This is a genomic window from Mesorhizobium sp. L-8-3, from assembly GCF_016756615.1.
Lineage (GTDB): Bacteria > Pseudomonadota > Alphaproteobacteria > Rhizobiales > Rhizobiaceae.
On sequence record NZ_AP023262.1, the window covers coordinates 5,364,431 to 5,389,316 of the forward strand.

Annotated in this window: 19 protein-coding genes; 2 read left to right on the forward strand and 17 right to left on the reverse strand. The window is 65.0% G+C overall.

All coding sequences use genetic code 11. From position 1 onward, the window contains the following. Nucleotides 1–40 precede the first annotated feature (40 nt). The 13 genes from JN302_RS24880 to JN302_RS24940 all read right to left on the reverse strand — a co-directional run bounded on the left by JN302_RS24880 (nt 41) and on the right by JN302_RS24940 (nt 15,629). The gene (locus JN302_RS24880) at nt 41–694 is read right to left on the reverse strand and encodes a protein-L-isoaspartate(D-aspartate) O-methyltransferase (RefSeq protein ID WP_202329490.1); all 654 of its coding nucleotides are present in this window, start codon (nt 692–694) and stop codon (nt 41–43) included. Then, nucleotides 691–1,449: a 5'/3'-nucleotidase SurE gene (surE, locus tag JN302_RS24885; RefSeq protein ID WP_202329491.1), complete on the reverse strand. Its 759-nt coding sequence runs from the start codon at nt 1,447–1,449 to the stop codon at nt 691–693. Before surE ends, JN302_RS24880 begins: the two co-directional genes overlap by 4 nt. Nucleotides 1,450–1,451: 2 nt before the next feature. Continuing rightward, nucleotides 1,452–2,753, reverse strand: a complete 1,302-nt coding sequence (serS, locus tag JN302_RS24890) for a serine--tRNA ligase (RefSeq protein ID WP_202329492.1) — start codon at nt 2,751–2,753, stop codon at nt 1,452–1,454. Between the two features lie 193 nt (nt 2,754–2,946). Next, nucleotides 2,947–3,732 (reverse strand): twin-arginine translocase subunit TatC, encoded by a 786-nt coding sequence (gene tatC, locus JN302_RS24895; RefSeq protein WP_202334439.1) that lies wholly within the window; start codon nt 3,730–3,732, stop codon nt 2,947–2,949. A gap of 44 nt (nt 3,733–3,776) precedes the next feature. Then, a complete protein-coding gene (gene tatB / locus JN302_RS24900) occupies nt 3,777–4,490 on the reverse strand; it encodes a Sec-independent protein translocase protein TatB (protein WP_202329493.1) in 714 nt (237 codons plus the stop codon). Between the two features lie 33 nt (nt 4,491–4,523). Continuing rightward, entirely contained in the window at nt 4,524–4,745 is a 222-nt protein-coding gene (locus JN302_RS24905) for a twin-arginine translocase TatA/TatE family subunit (protein ID WP_202306297.1), read from the reverse strand. 36 nt (nt 4,746–4,781) lie between these two features. Next, a complete protein-coding gene (locus JN302_RS24910; protein ID WP_202329494.1) occupies nt 4,782–5,879 on the reverse strand; it encodes an ABC transporter ATP-binding protein in 1,098 nt (365 codons plus the stop codon). A gap of 31 nt (nt 5,880–5,910) precedes the next feature. Beyond that, on the reverse strand, nt 5,911–6,648 hold the full coding sequence (gene scpB / locus JN302_RS24915) for an SMC-Scp complex subunit ScpB (protein ID WP_202329495.1): 738 nt from the start codon (nt 6,646–6,648) through the stop codon (nt 5,911–5,913). Then, on the reverse strand, nt 6,645–7,445 hold the full coding sequence (locus JN302_RS24920; RefSeq protein ID WP_202315034.1) for a segregation and condensation protein A: 801 nt from the start codon (nt 7,443–7,445) through the stop codon (nt 6,645–6,647). Before JN302_RS24920 ends, scpB begins: the two co-directional genes overlap by 4 nt. 72 nt (nt 7,446–7,517) lie before the next feature. Continuing rightward, complete coding sequence (nagZ, locus tag JN302_RS24925; RefSeq protein ID WP_202329496.1) at nt 7,518–8,537, reverse strand: beta-N-acetylhexosaminidase; 1,020 nt, start codon at nt 8,535–8,537, stop codon at nt 7,518–7,520. A gap of 124 nt (nt 8,538–8,661) precedes the next feature. Continuing rightward, the gene (locus JN302_RS24930) at nt 8,662–12,438 is read right to left on the reverse strand and encodes an SPOR domain-containing protein (protein ID WP_202329497.1); all 3,777 of its coding nucleotides are present in this window, start codon (nt 12,436–12,438) and stop codon (nt 8,662–8,664) included. Between the two features lie 103 nt (nt 12,439–12,541). Next, entirely contained in the window at nt 12,542–14,299 is a 1,758-nt protein-coding gene (argS, locus tag JN302_RS24935) for an arginine--tRNA ligase (RefSeq protein ID WP_202329498.1), read from the reverse strand. 109 nt (nt 14,300–14,408) lie between these two features. Beyond that, nucleotides 14,409–15,629, reverse strand: a complete 1,221-nt coding sequence (locus tag JN302_RS24940) for a deoxyguanosinetriphosphate triphosphohydrolase (RefSeq protein ID WP_202329499.1) — start codon at nt 15,627–15,629, stop codon at nt 14,409–14,411. A gap of 72 nt (nt 15,630–15,701) precedes the next feature. Between JN302_RS24940 and erpA the strand changes: the two genes are divergently transcribed. Next, nucleotides 15,702–16,049 (forward strand): iron-sulfur cluster insertion protein ErpA, encoded by a 348-nt coding sequence (erpA, locus tag JN302_RS24945; protein WP_202329500.1) that lies wholly within the window; start codon nt 15,702–15,704, stop codon nt 16,047–16,049. Between the two features lie 224 nt (nt 16,050–16,273). On the opposite strand, the gene JN302_RS24950 is transcribed toward erpA, so the two are convergent. Further along, complete coding sequence (locus JN302_RS24950; protein WP_202329501.1) at nt 16,274–17,758, reverse strand: nucleobase:cation symporter-2 family protein; 1,485 nt, start codon at nt 17,756–17,758, stop codon at nt 16,274–16,276. Nucleotides 17,759–17,874: 116 nt separating this feature from the next. Here JN302_RS24950 and xth point away from each other — a divergent pair, with 116 nt between their 5' ends. Then, complete coding sequence (gene xth / locus JN302_RS24955) at nt 17,875–18,666, forward strand: exodeoxyribonuclease III (RefSeq protein WP_202329502.1); 792 nt, start codon at nt 17,875–17,877, stop codon at nt 18,664–18,666. Nucleotides 18,667–19,068: 402 nt separating this feature from the next. Here xth and JN302_RS24960 read toward each other — a convergent pair whose 3' ends face one another. From JN302_RS24960 to JN302_RS24970, 3 genes are all read right to left on the reverse strand, one after another. After that, complete coding sequence (locus tag JN302_RS24960) at nt 19,069–19,890, reverse strand: tetratricopeptide repeat protein (RefSeq protein WP_202306327.1); 822 nt, start codon at nt 19,888–19,890, stop codon at nt 19,069–19,071. Then, entirely contained in the window at nt 19,877–21,601 is a 1,725-nt protein-coding gene (gene ilvD / locus JN302_RS24965; RefSeq protein ID WP_202329503.1) for a dihydroxy-acid dehydratase, read from the reverse strand. The genes JN302_RS24960 and ilvD overlap by 14 nt, the downstream gene beginning before the upstream one ends. A 393-nt stretch (nt 21,602–21,994) precedes the next feature. Beyond that, a complete protein-coding gene (locus tag JN302_RS24970) occupies nt 21,995–24,778 on the reverse strand; it encodes a valine--tRNA ligase (protein WP_202329504.1) in 2,784 nt (927 codons plus the stop codon). Nucleotides 24,779–24,886: the final 108 nt, after the last annotated feature.

Sequence of the window (24,886 nt, forward strand, 5' to 3'; positions counted from 1 at the left end):
TGTGCCTGGCGGGAGGCGGGACGTGGAATGGGAACTGCCGTCAGATCGCGGCAGCGACGCCCTTGGCGATCGGCTGCAGGCGGACCTGGCCGATGTCTTCGCGTTCGAACCGGCTGCCGACCTTGGTGAGCTTGGCGACGTCCTGCACGCCCTCGCCCGGTCCGATCGGGGCGATCATGACGCCGCCGCTCGACAACTGGTCGACGAAGGGGCGAGGCAGGCTGTCGAAGGCCGTCCACACCACGATCCGGTCGAAGGGTCCCTCGCCCGGCAGTCCATTGCCGCCGTCGGCGAGGCGGATGAAGGCATTGGTCAGGCCGATATTTTCGAAACGCTGCCTGGCGAGTTCGGTGAGCGTCTTGTAGCGCTCTACGGTGACGACCCGCGCGGCGAGGCGGGCCATCACCGCGGCGGTGAAACCGGTGCCGGTACCGATCTCGAGCACGCGGACACCCGGCTGAAGGTCGAGCGCGAGCAGCACCGCCGCCTGAAGATCGGCGCCTTCGATCGCCTCCCCGCATTCGATCGGGATCATGCGGTCCGACCATGACAGGCTCTGCCACTGGCCGGGAATGAATGCGCGCCGTGGCGTCGCCTCGAAGGCGGCGACGAGATCCTTGGTCACGATGCCGTTGCCGCGCAGCCTCAGCAGGAATGCGGCAAACCCTTCGCGATCCTCGGCGCCGTTGATCATGCAATCGCCTTCTGCAGCGCGTCCTTGACTTCATGCGCGGTCAGGTCGAGCTTCAGCGGCGTCACCGAGATCTGCTTGTCTCGCAACGCGGCGAGGTCGGTTCCCGGTTTGCTTTCAACCGGTTCGCGGCCGAAACGCAGCCAGTAGTAGGGGAAGTTACGCCCGTCCGCCCGCTCGTCGATCCACAATCCGTGAACCAGCTTGCCCTGACTGGTCACCACCGTATCGCGCACTTCCTCGGGCCGGCAATTGGGAAAATTGACGTTGAGGAAAACGCCTTGCGGCAATTCGGTACCGATCAGCCGATCGAGCAAGGCCGGCGCATGCGCCTCCGCCACCTCCCACGGAACGATGCGCTCCTGGTTGGACACGTTGTAGGCCTGACTGAGCGCGATGGAGCGGATACCCAGGAGGCACCCTTCCATGGCGCCGGCGACGGTGCCGGAATAGGTGACGTCGTCGGCGATATTGGAGCCGGAGTTGACTCCCGACAGGATGAGGTCGGGAAGGCCCGGCATCAACTTGCGGGCCCCCATGATCACGCAGTCGGTCGGCGTACCGCGCACCGCAAAGTGACGATCGTCGATCTTGCGCAGGCGCAGCGGTTCCGAAAGCGAAAGCGAATGCGCATAGCCCGACTGGTCCGTTTCGGGCGCGACGACCCAGACGTCATCGGACAATCGGCGGGCAATGCGCTCCAGGGTGCGCAGCCCGTCTGCATGGATTCCGTCGTCATTGGTGAGCAGGATACGCATGGCTATTTCGCTTCGATCTTTTCCAGGCCGCCCATATAGGGGCGCAGCACAGTGGGGATGGATATGCCGCCGTCCTCGTCCTGATAGTTTTCCATGACGGCGATCAGCGCGCGGCCGACCGCGACGCCCGAACCGTTCAGCGTATGGACGAAGCGGGTGCCCTTCTCGTCCCGGGCACGGTAGCGCGCATCCATGCGCCTGGCCTGGAAATCGCCGCAGACGGAGCAGGACGAGATCTCGCGATAGGTGTTCTGGCCGGGCAGCCAGACCTCGATGTCGTGGGTCTTGCGCGCGCCGAAACCCATATCGCCGGTGCACAGCACGACGGTGCGGAACGGCAGCTCGAGCTTCTTCAACACTGCTTCCGCGCATTCCGTCATGCGCTCATGCTCGGCAAGCGACTCCTGGTCGGTGATCGACACGAGCTCGACCTTATAGAACTGGTGCTGGCGCAGCATGCCGCGCGTGTCGCGGCCCGCCGACCCGGCCTCGGAACGGAAGCACGGGGTCAGGGCCGTGAAGCGCAACGGCAACTGCTCGTGAGAAAGAATCTCCTCTCGCACCAGGTTGGTGAGCGGCACCTCCGACGTCGGGATCAGGCCGAGGCGCCCCCCCGCATGCGGGGTGAAGAACAGGTCCTCCTCGAATTTGGGGAGCTGATTGGTACCGAACAGAACCTCGTCGCGGACCAGAAGCGGCGGCTGCACCTCGGTGTAGCCGTGCTCGGTCGTGTGGAGGTCGAGCATGAACTGGCCAAGCGCCCTCTCCAGCCGGGCCAGTTGCGACCGCAGCACGGTGAAGCGGGCCCCGGACAGCTTCGCCGCCCGCTCGAAATCCATCATGCCGAGCGCTTCGCCGATCTCGAAATGCTCGCGCGTCCAGTTCGCGCGCTCACGCGGCTGGCCTACCTTGCGCAACTCGACATTGCCGCGTTCATCCTCGCCCACCGGCACATCGTCGAGCGGGATGTTGGGAATGACGGCCAGCGCATCGTCCAGTTCCTTGTCGAGCCGGCGCTCCTCCGCCTCGCCGCCCTGGATGAAGGCCTTGATCTCGCCGACCTCTTCCTTGAGCCGCTCGGCAAGCGCCATGTCCTTGTTGCGCATCGCATTGCCGATCTCCTTCGATGCGGCGTTGCGGCGTTCCTGCGCCTCCTGAAGCCTGGAAACGTGGGTACGACGTGCTTCGTCCCTGGCGACGAGGTCATCGACGGTCGATCGCGCGACTTCGGAGGGCTGGCCACGCTTCACCAGAGCATCGACCAGGGCCTGCGGGTTCTCGCGAATCCATCTGATGTCAAGCATGGGTCCAGAATTCCGTTCTCGTTCGGATTGTCCGAGCCGCGATCTCCGTCGTTTCAAAGGGAGAATCGGGCGCTCGGCGGTCACTACCCTTCTTCCATACCCGCAGCGACGGTAAACGTGGAGAGGGTAAGGATGCGGCTGATTGCAAAGCGACCGCCAAAGCGCTTGGCAGGTCGCTGCGCGGGAATGCCGTTCAGGCCTCGGCCGCCTCGCCTTCCGCCTTCTTCTCGGCCGCGGCGCGCTCCTCCTCGCGTTTGCGTTCGATCATGCGTGCCGCCAGGATCGAGATCTCGTAGAGAAGGATGGTGGGCAGCGCAAGACCGATCTGGCTGACGGGATCGGGCGGGGTCAGCACCGCGGCGACGACGAAGGCAATCACGATCGCCCATTTCCGTTTCTCCCGAAGGCCTTCCGACGTCAGGAGCCCCACGCGGGCCATCAGCGTGGTCACGACCGGGAGCTGAAACACCAGCCCGAACGAGAAGATCAGCGTCATGATCAGGCTGAGATATTCCGAAACCTTAGGCAGCAACGATATCTGCACCTGGTCGCCGGAACCCGCCTGCTGCATGGTCAGGAAGAACCACATGACCATCGGTGTGAAGAAGAAATAGACGAGCCCGCCCCCCAGCAGGAAAAGGAGGGGCGATGCGATCAGGAACGGCAGGAAGGCCGCGCGCTCGTTTCTATAGAGGCCTGGCGCGATAAATTTGTAGATCTGCGTGGCGATCAGCGGAAAGGCGATGACCATGCCTCCGAACATCGCCAGCTTGATCTGGGTGAAGAAGAACTCCTGCGGCGCCGTATAGATCAGTTCGACTTTTTGCGGGTCGAGGCCGGCCCATTGGGTCGCCCATTTGAACGGGATGACGAGCAGATTGAACAGCTGCTTGGCGAAGAAGAAGCAGACCAGGAAAGCGACGAAGAAACCGCCGATCGACCAGATCAGCCGCGTCCTCAGCTCGATCAGATGCTCCATGAGCGGCGCCGACGACTTGTCGATTTCGTCCTGCTCGGAATTGCTCACTTTGCGGTTCCCGCCGTGTTTTTCTTGGTTGCCGCGGCTTTCGCGGCAGGCTTGCCCTTGGCAGGCGCTGCCGCGGCCGGTTTCGTCTTGGCCGACGCCTTCGTTGCGGGGGCCTTGGCCCCTGACTGGCCCTGGCGTGTCCCCTTGGTCTTGCCGGCCGGGACTGCTGCCTCGCCGGCAGTCGCCTCTACCGCCGGCGCTTGAGCCGGCAAGGCCGCCGGCCCTGCCTTCAGCGGGGCGGCAGGTGCAGTGACGGGCGAAGCCGGTTCCGCCGACATGGCCGGGAATACCGGCTCTGCCGGCATTTCCGTCGGACCGGTCGGAGCAGCCGCGGCATGCCCATCGGCCACGCCATTCCCGATCGCTTCCGTCGACGCCGCCTTGTCGGCGGCAGCCGGCTGCGCAGGCTTCAACGCGGAGTCGACGCCGGCCTTGACGTCCGCCGCAGCCTGCTCGAACGGATTGAGCTGCTTGCGGATCTCCGCCATCGGATTGAGGGTGCGCAGCGAATCGACCGACTTCTTCACGTCGTCGAGCTCCGCCTCCTTCAGCGCCTCGTTGAACTGCTTCTGGAAATCACCGGCCATGGTACGCAGTTTGGCCGTGGTCTTTCCGAAAGTCCGCAACATGCGCGGCAAATCCTTCGGGCCGACGACCACGATCATCACGACCGCAATCACCAGCATCTCGGTCCAGCCGATATCAAACATGGCTATCCAATCCGGCTACGGCGGAACCGGCGCTCAGCCCTTGCTGGCCTTTTCCTTCGCGGAGGTCACCGTCTCGTCGGCGCGATGCTCGACAGTCTTGGTATCGTCGGCAGCATCCTCGTCGGACATGCCCTTCTTGAAGCTCTTGATGCCCTTGGCCATATCGCCCATCAGTTCCGGGATCTTGCCGCGCCCGAACAGCAGCAGCACGACCACCAGCACGATAAGCCAGTGCCAAATCGAAAACGAACCCATTGTCACTCTCTTTCGAAGGATCTTCCCGGTACTGATCTATGCGTTTTCGGCGCGTGTTTCAAACACAAGAACGTCCGACCGCCTCAGGGAAAGGAAAATATCGCGCGCCTGGGAGGACAAAGCGCCGCACCTCACCCTGGCGCGCACCGGCGTATCCGCGCCGGGCACGGCAAGGTCGAGCAATTCCACCACCCCGAGATAACGCCGGGACAGCACCCTCGCCTGCATTTCGCCCTCCGCCTCGCCAACGTCGAAACCCGACATGCGCACCGCTACGGTGACCTTCTGGCCGTCAGCGAAACCCCGCGCCGCCACACGACCCACCGGGGTCTCCGCGCTCCCCGCCTGAACCCGCGTCTCGAAGACGTTGAGCTCCGAGAAGAACCCCGCGACGAAGAGATCGGCCGGCTTCTGGTAGAGTTCCTCGGCGCGGCCGACCTGCTTGAGCCGGCCATCCTTGAGCAGCGCGATACGGTCGCCCATGCGCATCGCCTCCTCCGCATCGTGGGTCACGACGATCGCGGTCGCCCGGCTGCGACGCAATATGTCGAGCGTTTCGGCCCGCACGGCGTCCTTGAGCCGCGAATCCAGGCCCGAGAACGGCTCGTCCATCAACAGCACCGCCGGACGCGGTGCTATGGCGCGGGCAAGCGCCACGCGCTGCTGCTCGCCGCCCGACAGGATATGCGGGTAGGCGCCGGCATAGGTATCGAGCCCGACCCGCGACAGCGCGATCATGGCCTCCCGCTTCGCCTCCTCGCGCGACAGCGCGGTCAGCCCGAAGCGCACATTGTCGAGGATCGTCAGATGCGGAAACAGCGCGAAATCCTGGAAGACGAGGCCGATAGACCGCTGCTCGGGCGGCAGGAAGACCGACGGTCCGGCGATCTCCTTGTCGTTCAGCAGGACGCGGCCGGTGGTCTGCGCCTCGATGCCGGCGGCGATCCTGAGCAACGTCGTCTTGCCCGAGCCGGACGGCCCGAGCAGGCAAAGCACCTCGCCCGGCTCGGCCGCAAGCGAGATACCGCGCAACGTCGCGGAGCCGTTGCCGAAGGTGTGGGTGATGTTGTCGAAGTACAGCCGGGCGGCGAAAGTGACGCCGGCCGATACCCGCGAGCCTTCCTGGACTGTCAAAAGCTGAACTCCGGGGCCAAGATTACCCCGGTCAATCACTCTCGATGCGGGGTGTCAACAGGCCGAGTTCCTCCAGATCGATGTCGGTCAGAGGATCCTCGTCCTCGGTCAGCGCGTCGGGGTCGGCGGGCGGCTGCGGTATGGAGAAGTTGGACGGCATGCGCGTCGACAGCAGCCCGGCGCCCTTCAGTTCCTCCATGCCAGGCAGGTCGCGTATCTCCTCGAGCTGGAAGTGGTCGAGGAACTTTTCGGTGGTGCCGTAGGTGACCGGCCGGCCCGGGGTTTTGCGCCTGCCGCGCATACGGACCCATTCGGTCTCCAGCAGCGTGTCGAGCGTACCCTTCGATGTTTCGACGCCGCGAATATCCTCGATCTCGGCGCGCGTGACGGGCTGGTGATAGGCGATGATGGCGAGCACTTCGAGCGCCGCCCGCGACAGCTTCTTCTGATGCACCGTGTCCCGACTCATCAGGAAGGCGAGATCGCTCGCGGTACGGAACGCCCAGGCGTCGCCGACCTTGACCAGATTGACGCCGCGCTTGTCGTAGGCCGCCTGCAACTCGCCCAGCGCCAGCCGCAGATCGACGCAGTCGGGCAATCGCGCCGCGAGCGCCCTTTCGGTGACCGGCTCGGCGCTGGCGAAGATGATTGCCTCTGCCATGCGGATCGCCTCCGACAGGAAAAGGCGTTCGGCCCGGTTGCCGTTGCTCTCGCCTTCTTCGTCGTCGATGACGAACGGGATCACGGTCGCGTTGGCACTATCGGTCATGGCACCACCTCGATCGCCCTCGGGCCCGGCTGCCTGTTGCGCAGATAGATCGGCGAGAACGCCTCGTCCTGGCGAATCTCGATCCGCCCTTCCCGCACCAGCTCAAGGCTGGCGGCGAAGGAACTGGCGATCGCCGTCGACCTCTCCTCCGGGGTCGACAGATAGTCGACGAGGAACCGGTCGAGCGCCGTCCAATCCGAGAAGGTGCCGACGAGCCTGGTCAATATCTCGCGCGCTTCCTTGAGCGACCATACGCCACGCTTGGCTATGCGGACATTGGTGACGGCCTGGCGCTGGCGCTGACCGGCATAAGCGGTCAAAAGGTCGTAGAGCGTGGCGGAATATTCGTTCTTGCGCTCGACGATCACCATCTCCGGCATGCCGCGGGCGAACACGTCACGGCCGAGCCGGTTGCGATTGACGAGGCGCGCGGCGGCATCGCGCATCGCCTCGAGCCGCTTGAGACGAAACTGCAGCACGGCGGCCAGTTCCTCGCCGCTCTCGCCGGCTTCGCCCGGCTGCTTGGGGATCAGCAGCTTCGACTTCAGGAAGGCGAGCCAGGCCGCCATGACCAGGTAGTCGGCGGCCAGTTCGAGGCGCAGAGCGCGGACACGCTCGATGAAGGTGAGATATTGCTCGGCCAGCGCCAGGATCGAGATGCGCGACAGATCGACCTTCTGGTTTCGCGCCAGATGCAGCAGAAGATCGAGCGGGCCTTCGAAGCCGGCGACGTCGACGACCAGAGACGGCTCGCTGCTTGTGCGCGAAGCGTCGCCCTCCGTCCAGAGCGGCTCCATCGGCGCGGCTTTGGCCCTCCTGGCTTCTCTCGTATCGGCCACGCTTGCCGGTCTCTCCTGTTGCGGGCGGGACTACGCGACCGCCTCGAAGTAGTTTGCGAACTCAGCGCGGATCGCCGCTTCCTGCATTCCGTCGCCGCCGCGGATGTAGCCGAGCGCGCGCCGGGCGCGCTCCAGCGACTTCCCGGCCAGCGCCGTCGTGCGCGAGGCGATGCCCGTCATCTCTTCCATCACACCGTTGCAGTGAAGGACCAGATCGCAGCCGGCTGCAAGGATCGCGGCCGCCTTCTCGGGGAAATCCCCAGAAAGTGCCTTCATCGAGGTGTCGTCGCTGATCAGCAGACCGTCAAACCCGATCTCGCCGCGAACAACGTCCTGGATGACCTTGGCCGACGTGGTGGCCGGCCGATCCGGATCGACGGCCGTATAGACGACATGGGCAGTCATAGCCGCCGGCAGATGGCTCAGCGCCTTGAAGGGGGCGAAGTCGTGCGTGCGCAACTCGGCCAGCGGCGTGTCGACGACGGGCAGAGCAAGATGCGAATCCGAGAAAGCCCGGCCGTGCCCGGGAACATGCTTCATCACGGGCAGGACACCACCCGCCATCAGGCCCTTCGCTGCGGCGCGACCGAGGTCCGCCACCGTCTCAGGGTCCTTGCCATAGGCACGCGTGCCGATCACATCGCTTGCGCCCTCGATCGGAACGTCGAGAACGGGCAGGCAGTCCACTGTGATGCCGAGGCGCTGGAGGTCGAAGGCATGGAGTCGCGCCAACAGCCAGGTCGAGCGCAAGCCGGCCTCCCTGTCCTGCCGATAGAGCGCGCCGAGGGCCGCTCCCGCCGGATAGTTCGGCGCGATCGGCGGGCGCAACCTTTGCACCCGGCCGCCTTCCTGGTCGATAAAGACGGGGGCTTCCGGCCTGCCTATGCTGTCACGCAGCGAAGCGACCAGATCACGGACCTGCTCGGGCTCGCCGATGTTGCGCGCGAACAGGATAAACCCCCAAGGCCGCTCTTCCCGGTAGAAGCGGATCTCGTCCGGCGTGATCGCCTTCCCGGCGCAGCCGAGAATCATCGCTTTTGATTCGGTCATGGCGCGAGCCTACTCCCAGACGCTCCGCTATGGAATCTCCCGCACTTCTGCGCGACGGGAGCTTCCAAAGGCGAACGGCGCGACCAGGATGGCCGCGCCGCCTGATCGAGAAGCCTGCCTCAGGCTACTTCGAGACGAAGCAGTTGCCGCCGGCCGACTTGTAGCTTTCGCAGAGGCTGACCGCCTCGTTGCGGCTTCCGGCCGGAATGCGAACCCGCCAGTAAGTGCCCTTGCCTGCAATCTCGGCCTTCACGATCGTGGCGTCGCGGCCACCGATCACGCTGGCATAGCGCCGGGAGAGATCCTGATAGGACGACTTGGCTGCGTCCTCGCTCGGCTGGGAAGCGATCTGCATCGACCATCCGCCGGCTGAAGCACCCTGGCTGACCGCGGCGACCTGCTCGGGCTTGACTTCGCCGACGACGTCGATCGGCTGGTCGGCGGGCCGCGGAGGCGCGACCGGCACGGTGGCCGGCGTACCTGAGGTCACGGACCTGGCGGGCAGCTTCGCAGCGGCCGGCACCTGCGCAGGGGCAGATGTCGTATTGGTCGCCTGCGGTTCGGCGGCGGGTTTCGCCGGCGCCGTCTCCATCATGGCCTCGGCAGCGCCCCGCGGCTCGGCAGCGGCGGCGGGAGCCGGATCCTCACGCGGAACCAGCGATCCGTCGGGCCGTACGACCATGGTACGGACGCGGCGCGGCGTGACGGCGGCGACTTCCGTGTTGTCTGTCGCCGCCTGGGAGGCATCGGCGGACGGATTGACGCGATCCTCTGCCTTGGAAGCGATTTCCGCGATCTCGTCGTCGCCTGAGGGCAGGTCGGCGACCTCGTCAGCGACCATCGGCATGGTCGGCGTTTCCGCTTCGCCGGCCGGCGCCTGAGCCGGGACCTTGGCAGCCATATCGACCGGCTCCTCGGCACTGCTGATCAGCCTCGGCTGCGCCACGGCCGTCTGAGCGCCGGAATTGGAACCCGCGACCGTCTCGTAGACCTTGCTGTCCTGGTTCGGGACCGACGTGCCGCCCGGATTCTCGGGCCGCACCTTTATCGGCGTGTCGTCGGCGCGGACGATCGCGGGGACATCCGAGCCGTCGCCGCCGAAGGACAAGGCGAAAGCACCGACGCCACCCAGCACCGCGACACCGCCGACGATCGCGGCGACCATCATGCCGCGACGCCGACCCGCGGCACGCTCTTCGGCATAGGCCGGCAACGCGATCTCCTCGTCGAGGCCGTCATAGTCGAGCTCATCGACGCCGGCATGGGTCTCGGGCCCGCGGCTTCCAGCCGGTGCCGCCTCGTCGAAATCTTCGAGCAGGTCGGCATCGCGACGCTCGGCCGGCCTGGCTGAGGCATAGGCGGCCGCTCCGGCCGCTGCCGCGCCGACGCCGGCAGCGTAGAGACGGCTGTTGTCGGCTTCGGCCGGCGCCGCCTGCCGGTAATGCTGGCCATAGCCGCCATTGGCATCGGAGTAGCCGCCCGTTTCGACGGCGCGCGGCTTCGCCTCCTCCGTCTGGGGCTGATCGGCGAAGACGGCGGCGAATTCGGATTCGAACTCGTCGAATGCCGGAGTTGCGCGCACCTCGTCCTGATAGGCCAGTTCCGGGATATCGAGGTCGTCGGCCAGCGCCGTCGCAGACTCCGGCACATCGATCGTTTCGATATCGGGAATGTCCTCATGCGCCGCCGCGGGACGCCAGTTCGACGCGGCCGCATGCAGATGCGAGGCCGTCTGCGATGCCGCCTGCCGCAACGAGGCATAAGGATCGTGATTCACTGTCTGCTCCTGATACTCGTCAGCGGCAAGGCTGTTCTCGAATGCTGCGTCGAACGCGTGGTCGTCGAACTCAAGCTCATCTTCGGCGAGGGCCGCATCGCCTTCGTCGTGTTCGACCTCGGCAAGCTGATAGGATGGTCCGGCGAAATCCTCCTCGTCATTGGCGTAGGCCGCGTCGTCAATGTAAGCCTTATCGTCGGGGGCGGGTGCGCTGGGCAGCGGCGCGTGCTCGACAACCGACGCCGACGACGCCGAAAGCGGCGGCGCGTCGTAACCGCGGGTCAATTCGGCCCGCGGCACGCTGTTGCCGAGAAGGGCATTGAGCTCGTCCTCAAGGCTGAGCTCTTCCTGATCATGCACATCCGAAACGGCAATGTCGGCGGAAGCCTCGACCGGCGCCGCGATGTCGGCGCGCGCCGCAGGCACATAGACCATCGGCGATTCTTCCGCCTGCGCCTCTTCGACACCGCCGTCGAAGACGGCACCATCCTCGTCGTCGAAATCGATCTCGCCGGCCTGGAGCGGCTCGCCGTCATGGACGCCGTAGCCTTCCTGGCGCGGGGTCTCGGCGTCAGCGCCGAAATCCATGTCGACATCGGCCATGGCCACGTCGAGGTCGAGATCGTCAACTTCGGCCGCCCGCGGCGCCTCGCCCCGAGGAGGCGCCGCATCGTCGAAACGCTGCTCCATGACGTCGGGCTCCAGCGCGGCGAGGAGTTCGACGTCCTCGGCGGAAAGCTCGTGCTCTTCGCTTGCTTCAACTTCGCCGTGCCGGCGATCCTCGAAACGGACAGGCTCGTCGAACTCTTCCGACTGTTCTTCACCGACGAAATTCCGCCCGAAGACGGCGTCGAGATCGTCGGCATCTCCTGGAGCGACGGCCTCAGGCTCCTCCTCGCCATACAGGAACGAGACCCGCTCGGCGTTGTCGGCCATGCGCTCGTCGTCGACGGCAAAAGCGGCATCGAAGTCAGCCTCGTCGAACGCGTCGTCCGCCTGTTCCTGGCGTGGATAGGCATTCGTTTCGCCGGGAGCCGGCTCGGCGCGCTCCCGCGAAGGGTCGCTTTCGAGGCCGCGCGACTCCAACTGCGGGGCCATCCTCTCGTCGAAGGCAGGCTCGGTGTGTTCCTGCAGCAGTTCGTCCTCGAGATCGGTTGCGAATGCCAGGTCGAAGTCGTCTTCGTCGACCTCCGGCGCCGCCTCGGGCTCCGCGGCGCGGTCGATCGCGACATCGACTGCCCCCGGCCCGTCATCGCGCAGCAACTCCCCTTCGAGATCCGCGGCAAAGGCCGCATCCATATCATGACCCAGGTCACCGGCATGGGATGGGGCGGCTGCCTCGAGCGCCTGTTCGTGCACATTGGGAGACGGCGTGGCGGCGGCGGCCGGCTCGTCGTCGATCGCGAAGTCGCCTTCGTCGATCTCCGGTGCCGCCGCCTCGGGTTCCGCGGCGCGGCGGTCAATCGCCGTATCGACGGCCATCGGTCCGTCACCGCGAAGCAACTCTCCTTCGAGATCCGCAGCGAAGGCCGCATCCATATCCTGTCCCAAGCCGTAGGCATGGGAGGAGGCGGCAGCCCCGAGCGCCTGTTCCTGCACATTCGGAGACGGCGCCGCGGCGGCGAACGGCTCGTCGTCGATCGCGAAGTCGCCTTCGTCGATCTCCGGTGCCCCCGCCTCGGGCTCCTCGGCGCGGCGGTCGATTGCCGTATCGACGGCCCTCAGTCCGTCACCGCGAAGCAACTCTCCTTCGAGATCCGCGGCGAAGGCCGCATCCATATCGTGCCCCAGGTCGTCAGCATGGGATGAGGCGGCAGCCCCGAGCGCCTGCTCCTGCACATTCACAGACGGCGTGGCGGCGGCTAACGGCTCGTCGTCGATCGCGAAGTCGCCAAGCAGTTCCTTCTCGAGATCGATGCTGAAATCCTCGGCCGAAAGCTCCAGATCCGGCTCGGATTGCGCCGCGAAAGCGGACTCCTCGGCCTGCGGCCTTGTCGGCGCCGACGCGCCGGGTCTGACCGGGACCCGCGGATCGAATCCCATGATCCTGGTCAGTTCCGCGAAGGGATCGTCATCGCCGAGATCGGCGGGATCGGCGCGTTTCAGCTGGCTGCTGTCTGCCATTACTTTTCCCATACTCGCACTCCAAATGCGCACAGGGCACGCATCTTCGGGTTGGCCGTTACCAGCGCAATGTGGGCAAAAGGTGACAGGTTTTCCGCTAAACCTAGCGCATCTCCGTGGGCGCATCGGCCCCGATCAGCGCCAGGCCTGACGTTAGAACGTCCGAAACTGCCTGCACCAGCCCGAGTCTGGCATGGGTCAATTCTGGGTCGTTAACCTTAACAAAACGTAAGTCCATATTCTCCGTGCCGCGGTTCCAGTGGGCATGGAAGGCACTGGCAAGATCATAAAGGTAAAACGCCAGACGATGCGGCTCATGCGACTGGGCGGCCTGCTCGATCATCCTGGGATATTCGGCGAGCTTCTTGACCAGGCCGATTTCGCCCTCGTCTGCCAGGCGGTGCACAGCAGCCTTCAGCGCGGCGCGGCTGAAGTCGCCGGTGCCGAGTTGTTCCCTCGCCTGACGGAAGACCGAATGCGTCCGCGCCGAGGCATATTGCACATAGAAGACGGGATTGTCCTTCGACTGCTCGGTGACCTTGGCAAAGTCGAAATCCAGCGGTGCATCGTTCTTGCGGTAGAGCATCATGAAGCGGATCGGGTCCCGCCCGACCTCTTCCACCACTTCGCGCAGCGTAATGAAGTCGCCGGACCGCTTGGACATGCGCACGGGCTCGCCGGCCCTGAACAGCTTCACGAGTTGGCACAGCAGAACGGTGAGCTTCAGGCTGCCGCCCGACAGGGCCCTGGCGAGGGCCTCCATGCGCTTGACATAGCCGCCATGGTCGGCGCCGAGAACGAAGATCGTCTCTTCGAAGCCGCGCGACAGCTTGTCCTTCAGATAGGCGACGTCGGCGGCAAAATAGGTGAAGGTGCCATCCGACTTGACCAGCGGCCGGTCGATATCGTCGCCGACCTCCGTCGAGCGGAACAGCGTCTGCTCCCGATCCTCCCAATCCTCCGGCTTCTCGCCCTTGGGCGGCGGCAGCTTGCCCTTGTAGATATGGCCCCTGAGCGTCAGGTCGCTGATCGCGGCCCGGATTGCCTTGGCGTTGTCGGCATGCAGCGTGCGCTCGGAGAAGAACACTTCGTGATGTACATTGAGCAGAGCGAGATCGTCGCGGATCATGGCCATCATGGCCTCGATGGTCCGGTCCTTGACGATCGCCAGGGCCTCGGTCTCCGGCATCTCCAGAAGCTTGCTGCCGAATTCGCCGGCCAAAGCCTGACCGACCGGCACCAGATAGTCGCCGGGGTAAAGGCCGGGTGGAATCTCGCCGATCCCCTCGCCCAGCGCCTCACGGTAGCGCAGCATCACGGAACGGGCGAGCACGTCGATCTGTGCGCCGGCATCGTTGATATAATATTCCTTGGTCACGTCGTAGCCGGCAAAATCCAGCAGATTCGCCAGCGTGTCGCCGACCACCGCGCCGCGGCAGTGACCGACATGCATCGGCCCCGTCGGGTTGGCCGAGACATATTCGACATTCACCTTGCGGGCGCCACCGATATCGGAGCGGCCGTAATCCGTCGAAGCATCGAGTATGCCGGCAAGCTCGGCCTGCCAGAAGCGCTCGCTGAGCCTCAGATTAACGAAACCCGGGCCCGCCACCTCCGCCGCGGAAACATCGCCGTCGGAACGCAGCGCGGCGGCTATGCTCTCGGCCAGCGCGCGCGGGTTCTGCCCGGCCGGCTTGGCCAGCACCATGGCGGCATTGGTCGCGAGATCGCCATGCGAAGCATCTCGCGGCGGCTCGACGGCGATGCGGCCCAGATCGAGAACACCTCCATCCTTGTCTTTCAAGTCAAGGTCTTGGACGATCTTTTTGATCCGCTCGTTGAATTCGGCGAAGATGTTCATTGGTCGATCTCTGGATAGTGGGACGGCGGCGAGACATCGTGGCCCGCAACGCCGAGCGGCGCCCGACCTCGACGGCAATCGCCGCGGAACCCGGGCATTCGCGCGGGCTCTAGCTCAAATCCGGCGTATGGTCAAACAGCCGCCGATGTTCCTTGACGGCGTAGGTGTCGGTCATCCCCGCCAGGAAATCGGCCACGGAACGAGCCTTGACCTTGTCTTCGGCGCGGTCCAGGCCTTCGCGCCATCCTTCCGGCATCGCCCGAGGATCCGCGAAATAGGCATCGTACAGGTCGCGAACGATGCGCTCGGCATCGGCGCGCACCCGCATCACGTCGGGATGGCGGTAGAGGTTCCTGTAGAGGAAGGCCTTGAGCGTCTTCTCCGCCGCCGCCATTTCCGCCGAGAAGGTCACGATCGCATGACCCGCGCCATGGATGTCGGCGACGCCTTGGGGCCGCATCGCAGCAATCTTGGCGGCGGCCGTGGCGATGACGTCCTCGACCATGATCGTGATCTGCCGCCGCATCAGCTCATGGCCGGTGCGCACGGCGTCCAGCGCCGGATAGCGCGCCCGCACACCGGCCAGGATCTGCGCCGAGAGCGGCACCTCCTCCAGCATGTCGAGCGTCAGCAGGCCGGCACGCAGGCCGTCGTCTATGTCATGCGTGTCGTAGGCGATATCGTCGGCTATCGCGGCGCATTGCGCCTCGAGGCTCGCGAAACGATCGAGCTCGAGATCGAAGAGTTCGTTGAAGTCCCGGATCGGCTGGGGCAGCGGCCCCTCGAGGCCGTTGCCCTGGCCGTCAGTCAGCGGGCCATTGTGCTTGACCAGCCCTTCGAGTGTTTCCCAGCTCAGATTGAGCCCATCGAATTCGGCATAGCGACGCTCCAGCTTCGTCACAACGCGCAACGACTGCGCATTGTGATCGAAGCCGCCCCAGGCCGCCATCTTGTCGTTGAGGGCGTCCTCGCCGGTATGGCCGAACGGCGTGTGGCCAAAATCGTGGACCAGCGCCACGGCCTCGGCGAGGTCCTCGTCGCAACGCAGGGCCCGTGCCAGGGCGCGGGCGATCTGGGCCACCTCGATCGTATGGGTGAGCCGGGTGCGGAAATGGTCGCCCTCATGCGCCACGAAGACCTGGGTCTTGTGCTTCAGCCGGCGAAAGGCGGTCGAATGGATGATGCGGTCGCGGTCGCGCTGGAAGGGCGTGCGGGTCGGGCTCTCGACCTCGTCGTAGAAGCGGCCCCGCGATCGGGCGGGATCGCTGGCGTAGGGCGCCCGCGGCCTGTAACCGAAGCCGATGTCGCCGAGTTGCCTCGCTCTCGTCATGGTTCGCCGCCGGTTGACTTGCCTGTTGGCGCTTCATACCTATGATGTGAAGGCGAAAGCAAGGTGACGTCGATGGGCGCTGACGCAAAGACCGGCATGAAAGTCGAGCTGACTGACGCTGCGGCGAAAAGGATCACCAAGATCCTGTCGACCGAGCCCGGCAAGACAGCTTTGCGCGTGGCCGTCGAGGGCGGCGGCTGTTCCGGTTTCTCCTACAAGTTCGATCTGGTCGACGGCCGCAACGACGACGACTTTGCCATAGAGAAGAACGGCGCGACGGTGCTGATCGACGATCTGTCGCTCGTCTACATGGGCGGCTCCGTCATCGACTTCGTCGACGACCTGATGGGCCAGTCCTTCCAGATCAAGAACCCCAACGCCGTCGCCTCCTGCGGCTGCGGGACCAGCTTCTCGATCTGACGTCGTCCGGCCGGAAATCGGCCCGACAACATCGCGGCAAGTCGAGCCAGCTTCCGGCGCGCCGGATGCCGACCTGGCCTTTGGCAAGGCCTTTCCGAACGACCCGGCCGGGAACATGACCGGCGTTCCTGCCTGGAAATCGGGGAGAATCGAAAAGGGCCGCCCCTCAGCGGCCCCGCAACTCGAAACGCCGCGCCTCCTTCCGGAGACGCGGCGTCCGACGATCAGGCCTCTGCGGCCATAGCCGCTTCGCGCGTACCGGCCTCGTCGCCCTGCGTGCCGTTGAAGAACACGTTGAGCACCACAGCCGAGACGGAAGCCAGCAGGATGCCCGACTCGATCAGCGGGTGGATGCCGTGCGGCAGCCACATCTTGAAGTCGGGCGCGACCAGCGGGATCATGCCGAAACCGACCGAGACCGCGACGATGAAGAGATTGTTGCGGTTGGTCTTGAAGTCGACATTCGACAGGATGCGGATGCCGGTCGCGGCCACCATGCCGAACATGACCAGTCCGGCTCCTCCGAGCACCACGGTCGGCAGTGCCTCGACCAGCGCGCCCATTTTCGGCACGAGCCCGAGTATGATGAGGATGACGCCGCCGGCTACGCAGACGAAACGGCTGCGCACGCCGGTGACGCCGACCAGCCCCACATTCTGCGAGAAGCTCGTATAGGGGAATGTGTTGAAGATCCCGCCGATCAGCGTCCCGAGACCATCGGTTCGCAAGCCCGCCGACAGCATGGGTTGCGTGACCTTCCTTCCGGTCATGTCGCCGAGCGCCAGGAACATGCCGGTCGATTCGATCATGACGACGATCATGACCAGCGTCATGGTGATGATGAGCACCGGATCGAAGATCGGCATGCCGAACCGGAACGGAGTCACCAGCGCGAACCAGCCGGCCGTCGCCACCTTGTCGAAATGCATCATGCCGAGCGACGCGGTCAGCACGCCGCCGACGAGAATACCGAGCAGCACCGCGATGTTGGCGACAAAACCCTTGCCGAAGCGGGCGATGAGCAGGATCGAGCCCAGCACGACCGCCGATATGACGATATTGGAGACGGGCGCATAGGCCGCGTTCTGCACCGTCGCGGCCAAAGCGAGCTTTTCGGGGATCGCCGGGATGGTCGCACCCGGTGCAGCCGCGAGTTCGCCCACAGCCTTCAGCCATTCGGCATGTTCCGGCGCCACCAGCTTCGGCGCTGTCGGGCCCACCGGATTGCCGAAGATCCAGTTGATGCCGATTCGCATCAGCGACGCGCCGATGACCACGATGATGGTGCCGGTGACCACGGGCGGAAAGAAGCGCAGCATGCGACTGACCAGCGGCGCGATGATCAGGCCGACGATGCCCGCCCCGATAATGGCGCCGAAGATAAGACGGGCGCCGTCGACGCCGGGATTGGCGTTGGCCATGGCGACCATCGGTCCGACCGCGGCGAAGGTGACGCCCATCATCACCGGCAGCTTGATGCCGAACCACTGAGTGGCCCCGAAGGACTGGATGATCGTGACGAGGCCGCAGACGAAGAGATCGGCCGAGATCAGGAAGGCGACCTGCTCCGGCTCGAGCTTCAGTGCCCGGCCGATGATCAGAGGCACGGCGATTGCGCCGGCATACATGACGAGCACGTGCTGGATGCCCAGCGCGGCAAGACGGGGCGCAGGCAGCACCTCGTCCACGGGATGCGTGGTTGAAGACATTGGGTTCCCCTTTTGTTACCCCGAGGCCGGTTCCCTTCCGGTACGGGATGGTGCAGGATTGGCCGCGTCAGCGGATTCTACCATCAAGAAATATTTGAAATTCTCGCGCGGTATTCATGAAAATCGTCACCTGGAACATCAACGGCGTGCGCGCCCGCATCGGCAACCTGCTGCACTGGCTGCAGGAAAGCGCCCCCGACATCGCCTGCCTGCAGGAGATCAAGACGGTCGACGAGCAGTTCCCACGCGCCGAGGTCGAGGCGCTCGGCTACCACGTGGAGACGCATGGCCAGAAGGGCTTCAACGGGGTGGCGCTGCTGTCCAAGCTGCCTTTCGACGAGGTCAATCGCGGCCTGCCCGGCGACGACGGCGACGAGCAGGCGCGCTTCATCGAGGGCGTCTTCTCCACGTCGAAAGGCGCCCTGCGCGTCGTGTCGCTCTATCTGCCAAACGGCAACCCTATCGGCACGGAGAAATTCTCCTACAAGCTCTCCTGGATGCAGCGGCTGGAACGCTGGGCGGCGGAGCGCCTCGCCTTCGAGGAGCCGCTGGTGCTCGCCGGAGACTACAACGTGATCCCCGAGCCGGCCGATGCGCGGCGGCCCGAGGAGTGGGTGAACGATGCCCTGTTCCAGCCCGAAACGAGGCAGGCGTTCCGGCGACTGAGCCATCTCGGCTTCACCGAGGCTGTCCGGGCCGTGACCGACTCACCCGGGATCTACACCTTCTGGGATTATCAGGCAGGCGCCTGGCAGAAGAACAACGGCATCCGGATCGACCATCTGCTGCTATCTCCCGAGGCGGCCAATCGGCTGTCGTCCGCGTCGATCGAGAAACACGTGCGCGCCTGGGAGAAACCGTCCGACCACGTGCCTGTAGCCGTCGATCTCGCTCTCGAGGCGGCTTAGACCGTCCGCCGGCCGGGAACCTCCGCCTTCGTCGGCAGCAACGTATGGCGGACATTTCAGGATGTGCTAAACTTCCGGCATGCGGAAGGACGCCACCTGCCTGCTTGCAGCCGCGATGCTCGCTGCATCGCCTCATGTGGTCTATGCCGAGTGCCAGTGCCTCGCAAACGGCCGTACGTACGATCATGGCGAGATCGCCTGTCTGAAGCTCCCCAACGGCAGCCAACTCGCCCGATGCGACAAGGTGCTCAACAATTCGTCCTGGAAGAAGATCAGGGACGGTTGCCCCACGGCCGGCGCGCAACCTTTGTCCCCGGTGACAAGCCGCCCGGCACCCGCGGTTACGAATAGCGAGCCGCGCCCGACTCGGTTGGTTGGCAGCGTGCCCGGCAAGGCTCGGATCTAGCGGCCGTCGTTACCCTTGGCCAGAATGTCCTCGGCCAGAGCGATCGCTGTCCGGCGGTCAGCCTCGGGAGCCACGGCAAAGGCCTCTTCCTGCATGCCGCGGATCCAGACCCGGTCGGACGGGCTGGCGCGTTCGAGCGCGGCCGTCATCATGGCCAGCCCCTTCACCACCTTGCCGCCCTGGAAGAGCAGATGGCCGAGGGTCGCCTGCGCTCCGGCATGCCCCTTCTCTGCGGCGAGCTGCAGCCAGCGGCCGGCCTGCTTGATGTTCGCCTTCACCCCGCCCTCACCCTTGAGGAACATCTTGCCCATCTCGAACTGGGCGCTGGGGTTGCGGTAATTGGCGGCCGCGCGCATGTAGTATTCCTGCGCCGCGACGGGGTCGGCGGAGACAGGGCTTCCGGGAATGCCCTTCTTCAGATAGGTGCCCAGCGCCACCAGCGCATCCGATACGTAGCTCTCTTCGGGGCTGCCAGGCTCGACATCCTGCTGCGCGATCTCGGCGAAGAACTTGAACGCCTCATAGTCGTCGCGCTTGACGCCGTCGCCTTCCGCATACATCCGCGCGAGCTTCCATGTCGCGCCAAGCTGACCGTTCTCAGCGGCGTATTTGTAGGCCTCGACCGCCTGGTCCTTGTGGCCGTTCTGATAGGCGGAAAAGCCGAAGCGGAAAACCGCCCATGGGCTCGCCTGCGCCTTCACGCCGGTCTTGCTGTCGAATACCTTTTCGTCAAAAGCCAAGGCACCGCCCGCCGCCAACGTCGCCGAGGCGAAAACGGTCGAAAACGCGGCAACTCGTACTACGTCAAATATCCGCATAGCAGTGTGTTTCTTTCGCTCCGCCCGGATGCGTGACGGCCCCTTCCCGGGCCGACCCGACCGTTTGTGCGTATTTCCACAGCGCGCCCGACTGATAGTCCGTCGACCGAGGCTTCCATTTCTTCGCTCTCGCCGCCAGCTCGGTGTCCGGCAGCTTCACATCCAGTATTCCGTTGACGGCATCGATGGTGATGATGTCGCCGTCCTTCAACAATCCGATGGGGCCGCCGACCGCCGCCTCCGGCCCGACATGGCCGATGCAGAAGCCTCGCGTCGCCCCCGAAAAACGTCCATCGGTGATGAGGGCCACCTTGCTCCCCATGCCCTGGCCATAGAGCGCGGCCGTCGTCGACAGCATCTCGCGCATGCCAGGCCCGCCCCGGGGACCCTCGTAGCGGATGACGAGAACCTCGCCTTCCCTGTAGTTGCGGCTCGTCACCGCCTCGAAGCACTCCTCTTCGCTATCGAAGCAGCGCGCCGGCCCAGTGAACTGAAGCACCGACATACCCGCAACCTTCACGATCGCGCCGTCCGGAGCCAGATTGCCCTTCAGGCCGACCACGCCACCGGTCGTCGTGATCGGCTTGTCGGCCGGTCGCACAACGTCCTGATGATCGTTCCAGGCAACGTGCTCCATGTTTTCGGCCAAAGTACGGCCGGTGACGGTGAGGCAGTCGCCATGAAGATAGCCATGCTCGAGCAAGGTCTTCATGAGCAGGGGAATGCCGCCGGCCTCGAACATGTCCTTGGCGACATATTTGCCGCCAGGCTTCAGGTCGGCGATATAGGGCGTCTTCTCGAAGATCTCGGCCACGTCGAAGAGATCGAAGGCGATGCCGCATTCATGCGCGATCGCCGGCAAATGAAGGGCGGCATTGGTCGACCCCCCGGTCGCCGAGACCACCGCGGCCGCATTTTCCAGCGCCTTGCGCGTGACGATGTCGCGGGGCCGGATATTCCTGGCCAGCAGCTCCATCACCTTCTCGCCCGAAGCGAAGTTGAAGCGGTCGCGCATCTCGTAGGGCGCTGGCGCGCCACAGGAATAAGGCAAGGCCAGGCCGATCGCCTCGGCAACCGTCGCCATGGTGTTGGCGGTGAACTGAGCACCGCAGGAGCCTGCCGATGGACAGGCGGCCTGCTCGACCTCGAGGAGATCGGCATCGGTGATGGTGCCGACCGAATGCTGGCCGACGGCCTCGAACACATCCTGGATGGTGATCTGGCGGCCGCGATAGGCGCCGGGCAGGATCGAACCGCCATAGATGAAGATGGACGGTACGTTGAGCCGGACCATGGCCATCATCATGCCTGGCAAAGACTTGTCGCAGCCGGCCAGCCCCACCAGCGCGTCGTAGCAATGACCGCGCATGGTCAACTCGACGGAGTCGGCGATCAGATCGCGCGACGCCAGCGACGATTTCATGCCCTGGTGACCCATGGCAATACCGTCTGTGACGGTGATGGTACAGAACTCGCGCGGCGTGCCGTTGGCGGCGGCGACGCCCTTCTTGACCACCTGGGCCTGGCGCATCAGCGATATGTTGCAGGGAGCCGCCTCGTTCCAGCAGCTCGCCACGCCGACCAGCGGCTGGGCGATTTCCCGGGTCGAAAGACCCATGGCGTAGAGGAAGGAGCGATGCGGTGCGCGTGTCGGACCTTCCGTCACGTGCCGGCTCGGCAACTTGGCCTTGGAGATCGCTTTGGCGTCCATCTTTTTCCTTGCCGGGGGCGGCGCGGTTTGCCTTGTCGGTCACCCAGTCTGGCACCCGCTCGAAGACAGCATCCGGGGTGCGCCGGGTTTATGGCGGGAAGTAGGCAAGTCCTCCCGCACCTCCTATAGCGCAATCCTTCTTGAGAGAGTGTTGCTTAATCGTCACAAAGCCGGATCGCGCTCGATGCGCGGTGGCGGCAAGGGCCGCCATCGCGAGTTTCCCGTGCTGTTGCCAAGGGCGCCGAAATGATCGGCAGGGGGCGCACTCGGTCCGAGGGATGCCAGTTGCAAGAAAGAAAACGGGCCCGCCCCATCAAATGAGGCAGGCCCTCGACTAGTCGAAAGGATGCCCGGCCGCGGCGAGCACCCGCGCCCGGTTCGAAGCCGGTCGCCTCAGTCGGCGTCTTCGACCCTCGACAGGGCGACCTTCAACCGCTGCTGCGCCTCCTGGAGCTCCGCAAGCTTCTCGCGCTCGGCCGCCACGACCTCTTCCGCCGCCTTGGCCACGAATTGCGGATTGGCGAGCTTCTTGTCGACCCGTCCGATTTCGTCGGCGGCCTTGGAGAGCTCCTTCTTCAGGCGTGCCGCCTCGGCCTTGAGGTCGATCAGGCTGCCGAGCGGCAGGCAGGCCGTCGCCTCGCCGACTACGATCTGCGCCGAGCCCTTCGGTGCTTCCGCGGCATGGTCGATCCCGCCGATGCGGGCCAGGCGCTGGATGGCCGTTTCGTGGCGCTCCAGCCGGCTGCGCGTCGTCTCGTTGGCCCCGACCATCACCAGCGGCGCGATCGCCGAGGGCGGCACGTTCATTTCGGAGCGCACCGAGCGGATGCCCGACACGAGGTCGACAAGCCAGTTGATCTCGGCCGCGGCCTCGGCATCCACGAACTTCGGCGCCGGCCAGGCGGCATGGCAAAGCAGCGTGGTTCGCTCCCTGCCCTCGCCTGCTGTATGGGCCCAAAGCTCCTCGGTCATGAACGGCATGAAGGGGTGCAGCAGCTTGTAGACCTCATCGAGCACGAATGCAGCAACGGCCTGGCTTTCGGCCTTTGCAGCCTCGTCCTCGCCGGACAAGACCGGCTTCAGCAGCTCCAGGTACCAGTCGCAGAACAGGTTCCAGACGAATCGATATGCCGCGCCGGCAGCATCGTTGAAGCGGTAGGAGGTGATCGCGTCGGTGATCTCCTTCGCCGCCCGCGTCAGCTCGGTCAGGATCCAGCGATTGATCGTCAGCTTCGCCTCGACCAGCGGGAACTCGTCGTTGCGGGCGACGCCGTTCATTTCGGCGAAGCGTGTCGCGTTCCACAGCTTGGTGCCGAAGTTCCGATACCCGGCGACCCGGGCGGGGTCGAGCTTAACGTCCCGCCCCTGGGCTGCCATGATGGCGAGGGTGAAGCGCAGCGCATCGGCGCCGTATTCGTCGATCAGTTCGAGCGGGTCGATGACGTTGCCCTTGGACTTCGACATCTTGGCGCCGTTCTTGTCGCGGACCAGCGCATGGACATAGACCGTGTGGAACGGTTCCTTGTCCATGAAGTGCAGCCCCATCATCATCATCCGGGCAACCCAGAAGAAGATGATGTCGAACCCGGTCACCAGCACATCGGTCTGGTAGTAGGTCTTCAGCTCCGGAGTCTGATCGGGCCAGCCGAGCGTGGAGAACGGCCACAGCGCCGAAGAGAACCAGGTGTCGAGCACGTCCTCGTCGCGGGTCAGGATATTGCCCGGCTCGAAGTTCTCGAGCTGGTCCTCGACCCAGGCCTTCCACGGTCCGTCCAGCGCCAGATAATACTCGACCGCGGCGTCGAGCGCTTGCTGCTCGGTCTTCTCGACGAAGACCCGGCCGTCGGGCCCGTACCAGGCCGGTATCTGGTGGCCCCACCAGAGCTGGCGCGAGATGCACCACGGCTGGATGTTCTCCATCCACTCGAAATAGGTCTTCTCCCAGCTCTTCGGGACGAACTTCGTGCGGCCTTCACGAACCGACGCAACCGCCGGCTTGGCCAGTTCGGCCGCGTTGACGTACCACTGGTCCGTAAGGAACGGCTCGATCGGTACACCGCTGCGGTCGCCATGGGGAACGACGTGGCGGTGCGGCTCGACCTTGGCGAGGAAGCCGCCCGTCTCCATCATCTCGACGATTTTCCTGCGCGCCTCGAAACGGCCCAGCCCATGCAGGGCATCGATCACCGCATCGAGCTCGCGCCCTGCTTCAAGACCTTCAAGGAACTCCTCGTTTTCCCTTAGGTTTATGTTCGCCTCGATGGTCATGATGTTGATCGTGGGCAGGCGATGGCGCTTGCCCACGTCGAAGTCGTTGAAGTCATGCGCGGGCGTGACCTTGACCGCGCCCGTTCCCTTCTCCGGATCCGAATAGTCGTCGCCGACCAGAGGGATCCGACGGCCGACCAGGGGCAGAACGATGTTCCTGCCGATCAGATGCAAGAACCGCTCGTCGCCGGGATTCACCGCGACGCCCGTATCGCCCAGCATGGTTTCGGGCCGGGTCGTGGCGACTGTGACATAGGTGGTCGGATTCTCGGGATCGAACACGGCGCCTTCGAGCGGGTATCGGAAGTGCCAAAGATTGCCGTTGATCTCCTGCTGCTCGACCTCGAGATCCGAGATGGCCGTGAGCAGCTTGGGGTCCCAGTTCACAAGGCGCTTGTCCTTGTAGACGAGGCCCTGCTTGTAGAGGGTGACGAAGACCTCGATGACGGCCTTCGATAGGCCCTCGTCCATGGTGAACCGCTCGCGCGACCAGTCGGCCGACGCCCCCAGCCGCTTCAGCTGGTTGAAGATCATGCCGCCGGATTCGGCCTTCCACTCCCAGACCTTCTGGACGAACTCGTCGCGCCCGATGTCGCGTCGATGGATCTGCTTTTCCATCAGGCGGCGTTCGACGACCATCTGGGTCGCGATGCCCGCATGGTCCATGCCTGGCTGCCAGAGCACGTTCTTGCCGCGCATGCGCTCGAAGCGGACCATGATGTCCTGGAGCGTATTGTTGAGCGCATGGCCCATATGCAGGGAGCCCGTGACGTTGGGCGGCGGAATCACGATGGCGAAGGGCTCGGCGCCCGGTTCGGCGCCCGCGCCGGCGCGGAATGCGTCGGCCGCCTCCCAGGTCCTGGCGATCCTCGGCTCGACGGCGCTTGCGTCGTAGGTCTTGTCAAGCATGGGTAATTCCGCAGCTTTGAGGGGTCCGTTGCCCGGCTGTAAACCGGATGGGTGGCGCCAAGTCAACAAGCGCCGCACTCCGACAGCCTGCGGAGCCGGAATTCACCG

Bases quoted from the DNA above. Each gene is read 5' to 3' on its own strand.
- erpA (WP_202329500.1), top strand. From the start codon at position 15,702: ATGGGCGCTGACGCAAAGACCGGCATGAAAGTCGAGCTGACTGACGCT.
- tatC (WP_202334439.1), bottom strand. From the start codon at position 3,732: ATGGAGCATCTGATCGAGCTGAGGACGCGGCTGATCTGGTCGATCGGC.
- scpB (WP_202329495.1), bottom strand. From the start codon at position 6,648: ATGACCGATAGTGCCAACGCGACCGTGATCCCGTTCGTCATCGACGAC.
- tatB (WP_202329493.1), bottom strand. From the start codon at position 4,490: ATGTTTGATATCGGCTGGACCGAGATGCTGGTGATTGCGGTCGTGATG.
- serS (WP_202329492.1), bottom strand. From the start codon at position 2,753: ATGCTTGACATCAGATGGATTCGCGAGAACCCGCAGGCCCTGGTCGAT.
- JN302_RS24970 (WP_202329504.1), bottom strand. From the start codon at position 24,778: ATGCTTGACAAGACCTACGACGCAAGCGCCGTCGAGCCGAGGATCGCC.
- JN302_RS24905 (WP_202306297.1), bottom strand. From the start codon at position 4,745: ATGGGTTCGTTTTCGATTTGGCACTGGCTTATCGTGCTGGTGGTCGTG.
- JN302_RS24880 (WP_202329490.1), bottom strand. From the start codon at position 694: ATGATCAACGGCGCCGAGGATCGCGAAGGGTTTGCCGCATTCCTGCTG.
- JN302_RS24960 (WP_202306327.1), bottom strand. From the start codon at position 19,890: ATGCGGATATTTGACGTAGTACGAGTTGCCGCGTTTTCGACCGTTTTC.
- argS (WP_202329498.1), bottom strand. From the start codon at position 14,299: ATGAACATCTTCGCCGAATTCAACGAGCGGATCAAAAAGATCGTCCAA.
- JN302_RS24920 (WP_202315034.1), bottom strand. From the start codon at position 7,445: ATGGAGCCGCTCTGGACGGAGGGCGACGCTTCGCGCACAAGCAGCGAG.
- JN302_RS24950 (WP_202329501.1), bottom strand. From the start codon at position 17,758: ATGTCTTCAACCACGCATCCCGTGGACGAGGTGCTGCCTGCGCCCCGT.
- JN302_RS24940 (WP_202329499.1), bottom strand. From the start codon at position 15,629: ATGACGAGAGCGAGGCAACTCGGCGACATCGGCTTCGGTTACAGGCCG.
- ilvD (WP_202329503.1), bottom strand. From the start codon at position 21,601: ATGGACGCCAAAGCGATCTCCAAGGCCAAGTTGCCGAGCCGGCACGTG.
- xth (WP_202329502.1), top strand. From the start codon at position 17,875: ATGAAAATCGTCACCTGGAACATCAACGGCGTGCGCGCCCGCATCGGC.
- JN302_RS24930 (WP_202329497.1), bottom strand. From the start codon at position 12,438: ATGGCAGACAGCAGCCAGCTGAAACGCGCCGATCCCGCCGATCTCGGC.
- surE (WP_202329491.1), bottom strand. From the start codon at position 1,449: ATGCGTATCCTGCTCACCAATGACGACGGAATCCATGCAGACGGGCTG.
- nagZ (WP_202329496.1), bottom strand. From the start codon at position 8,537: ATGACCGAATCAAAAGCGATGATTCTCGGCTGCGCCGGGAAGGCGATC.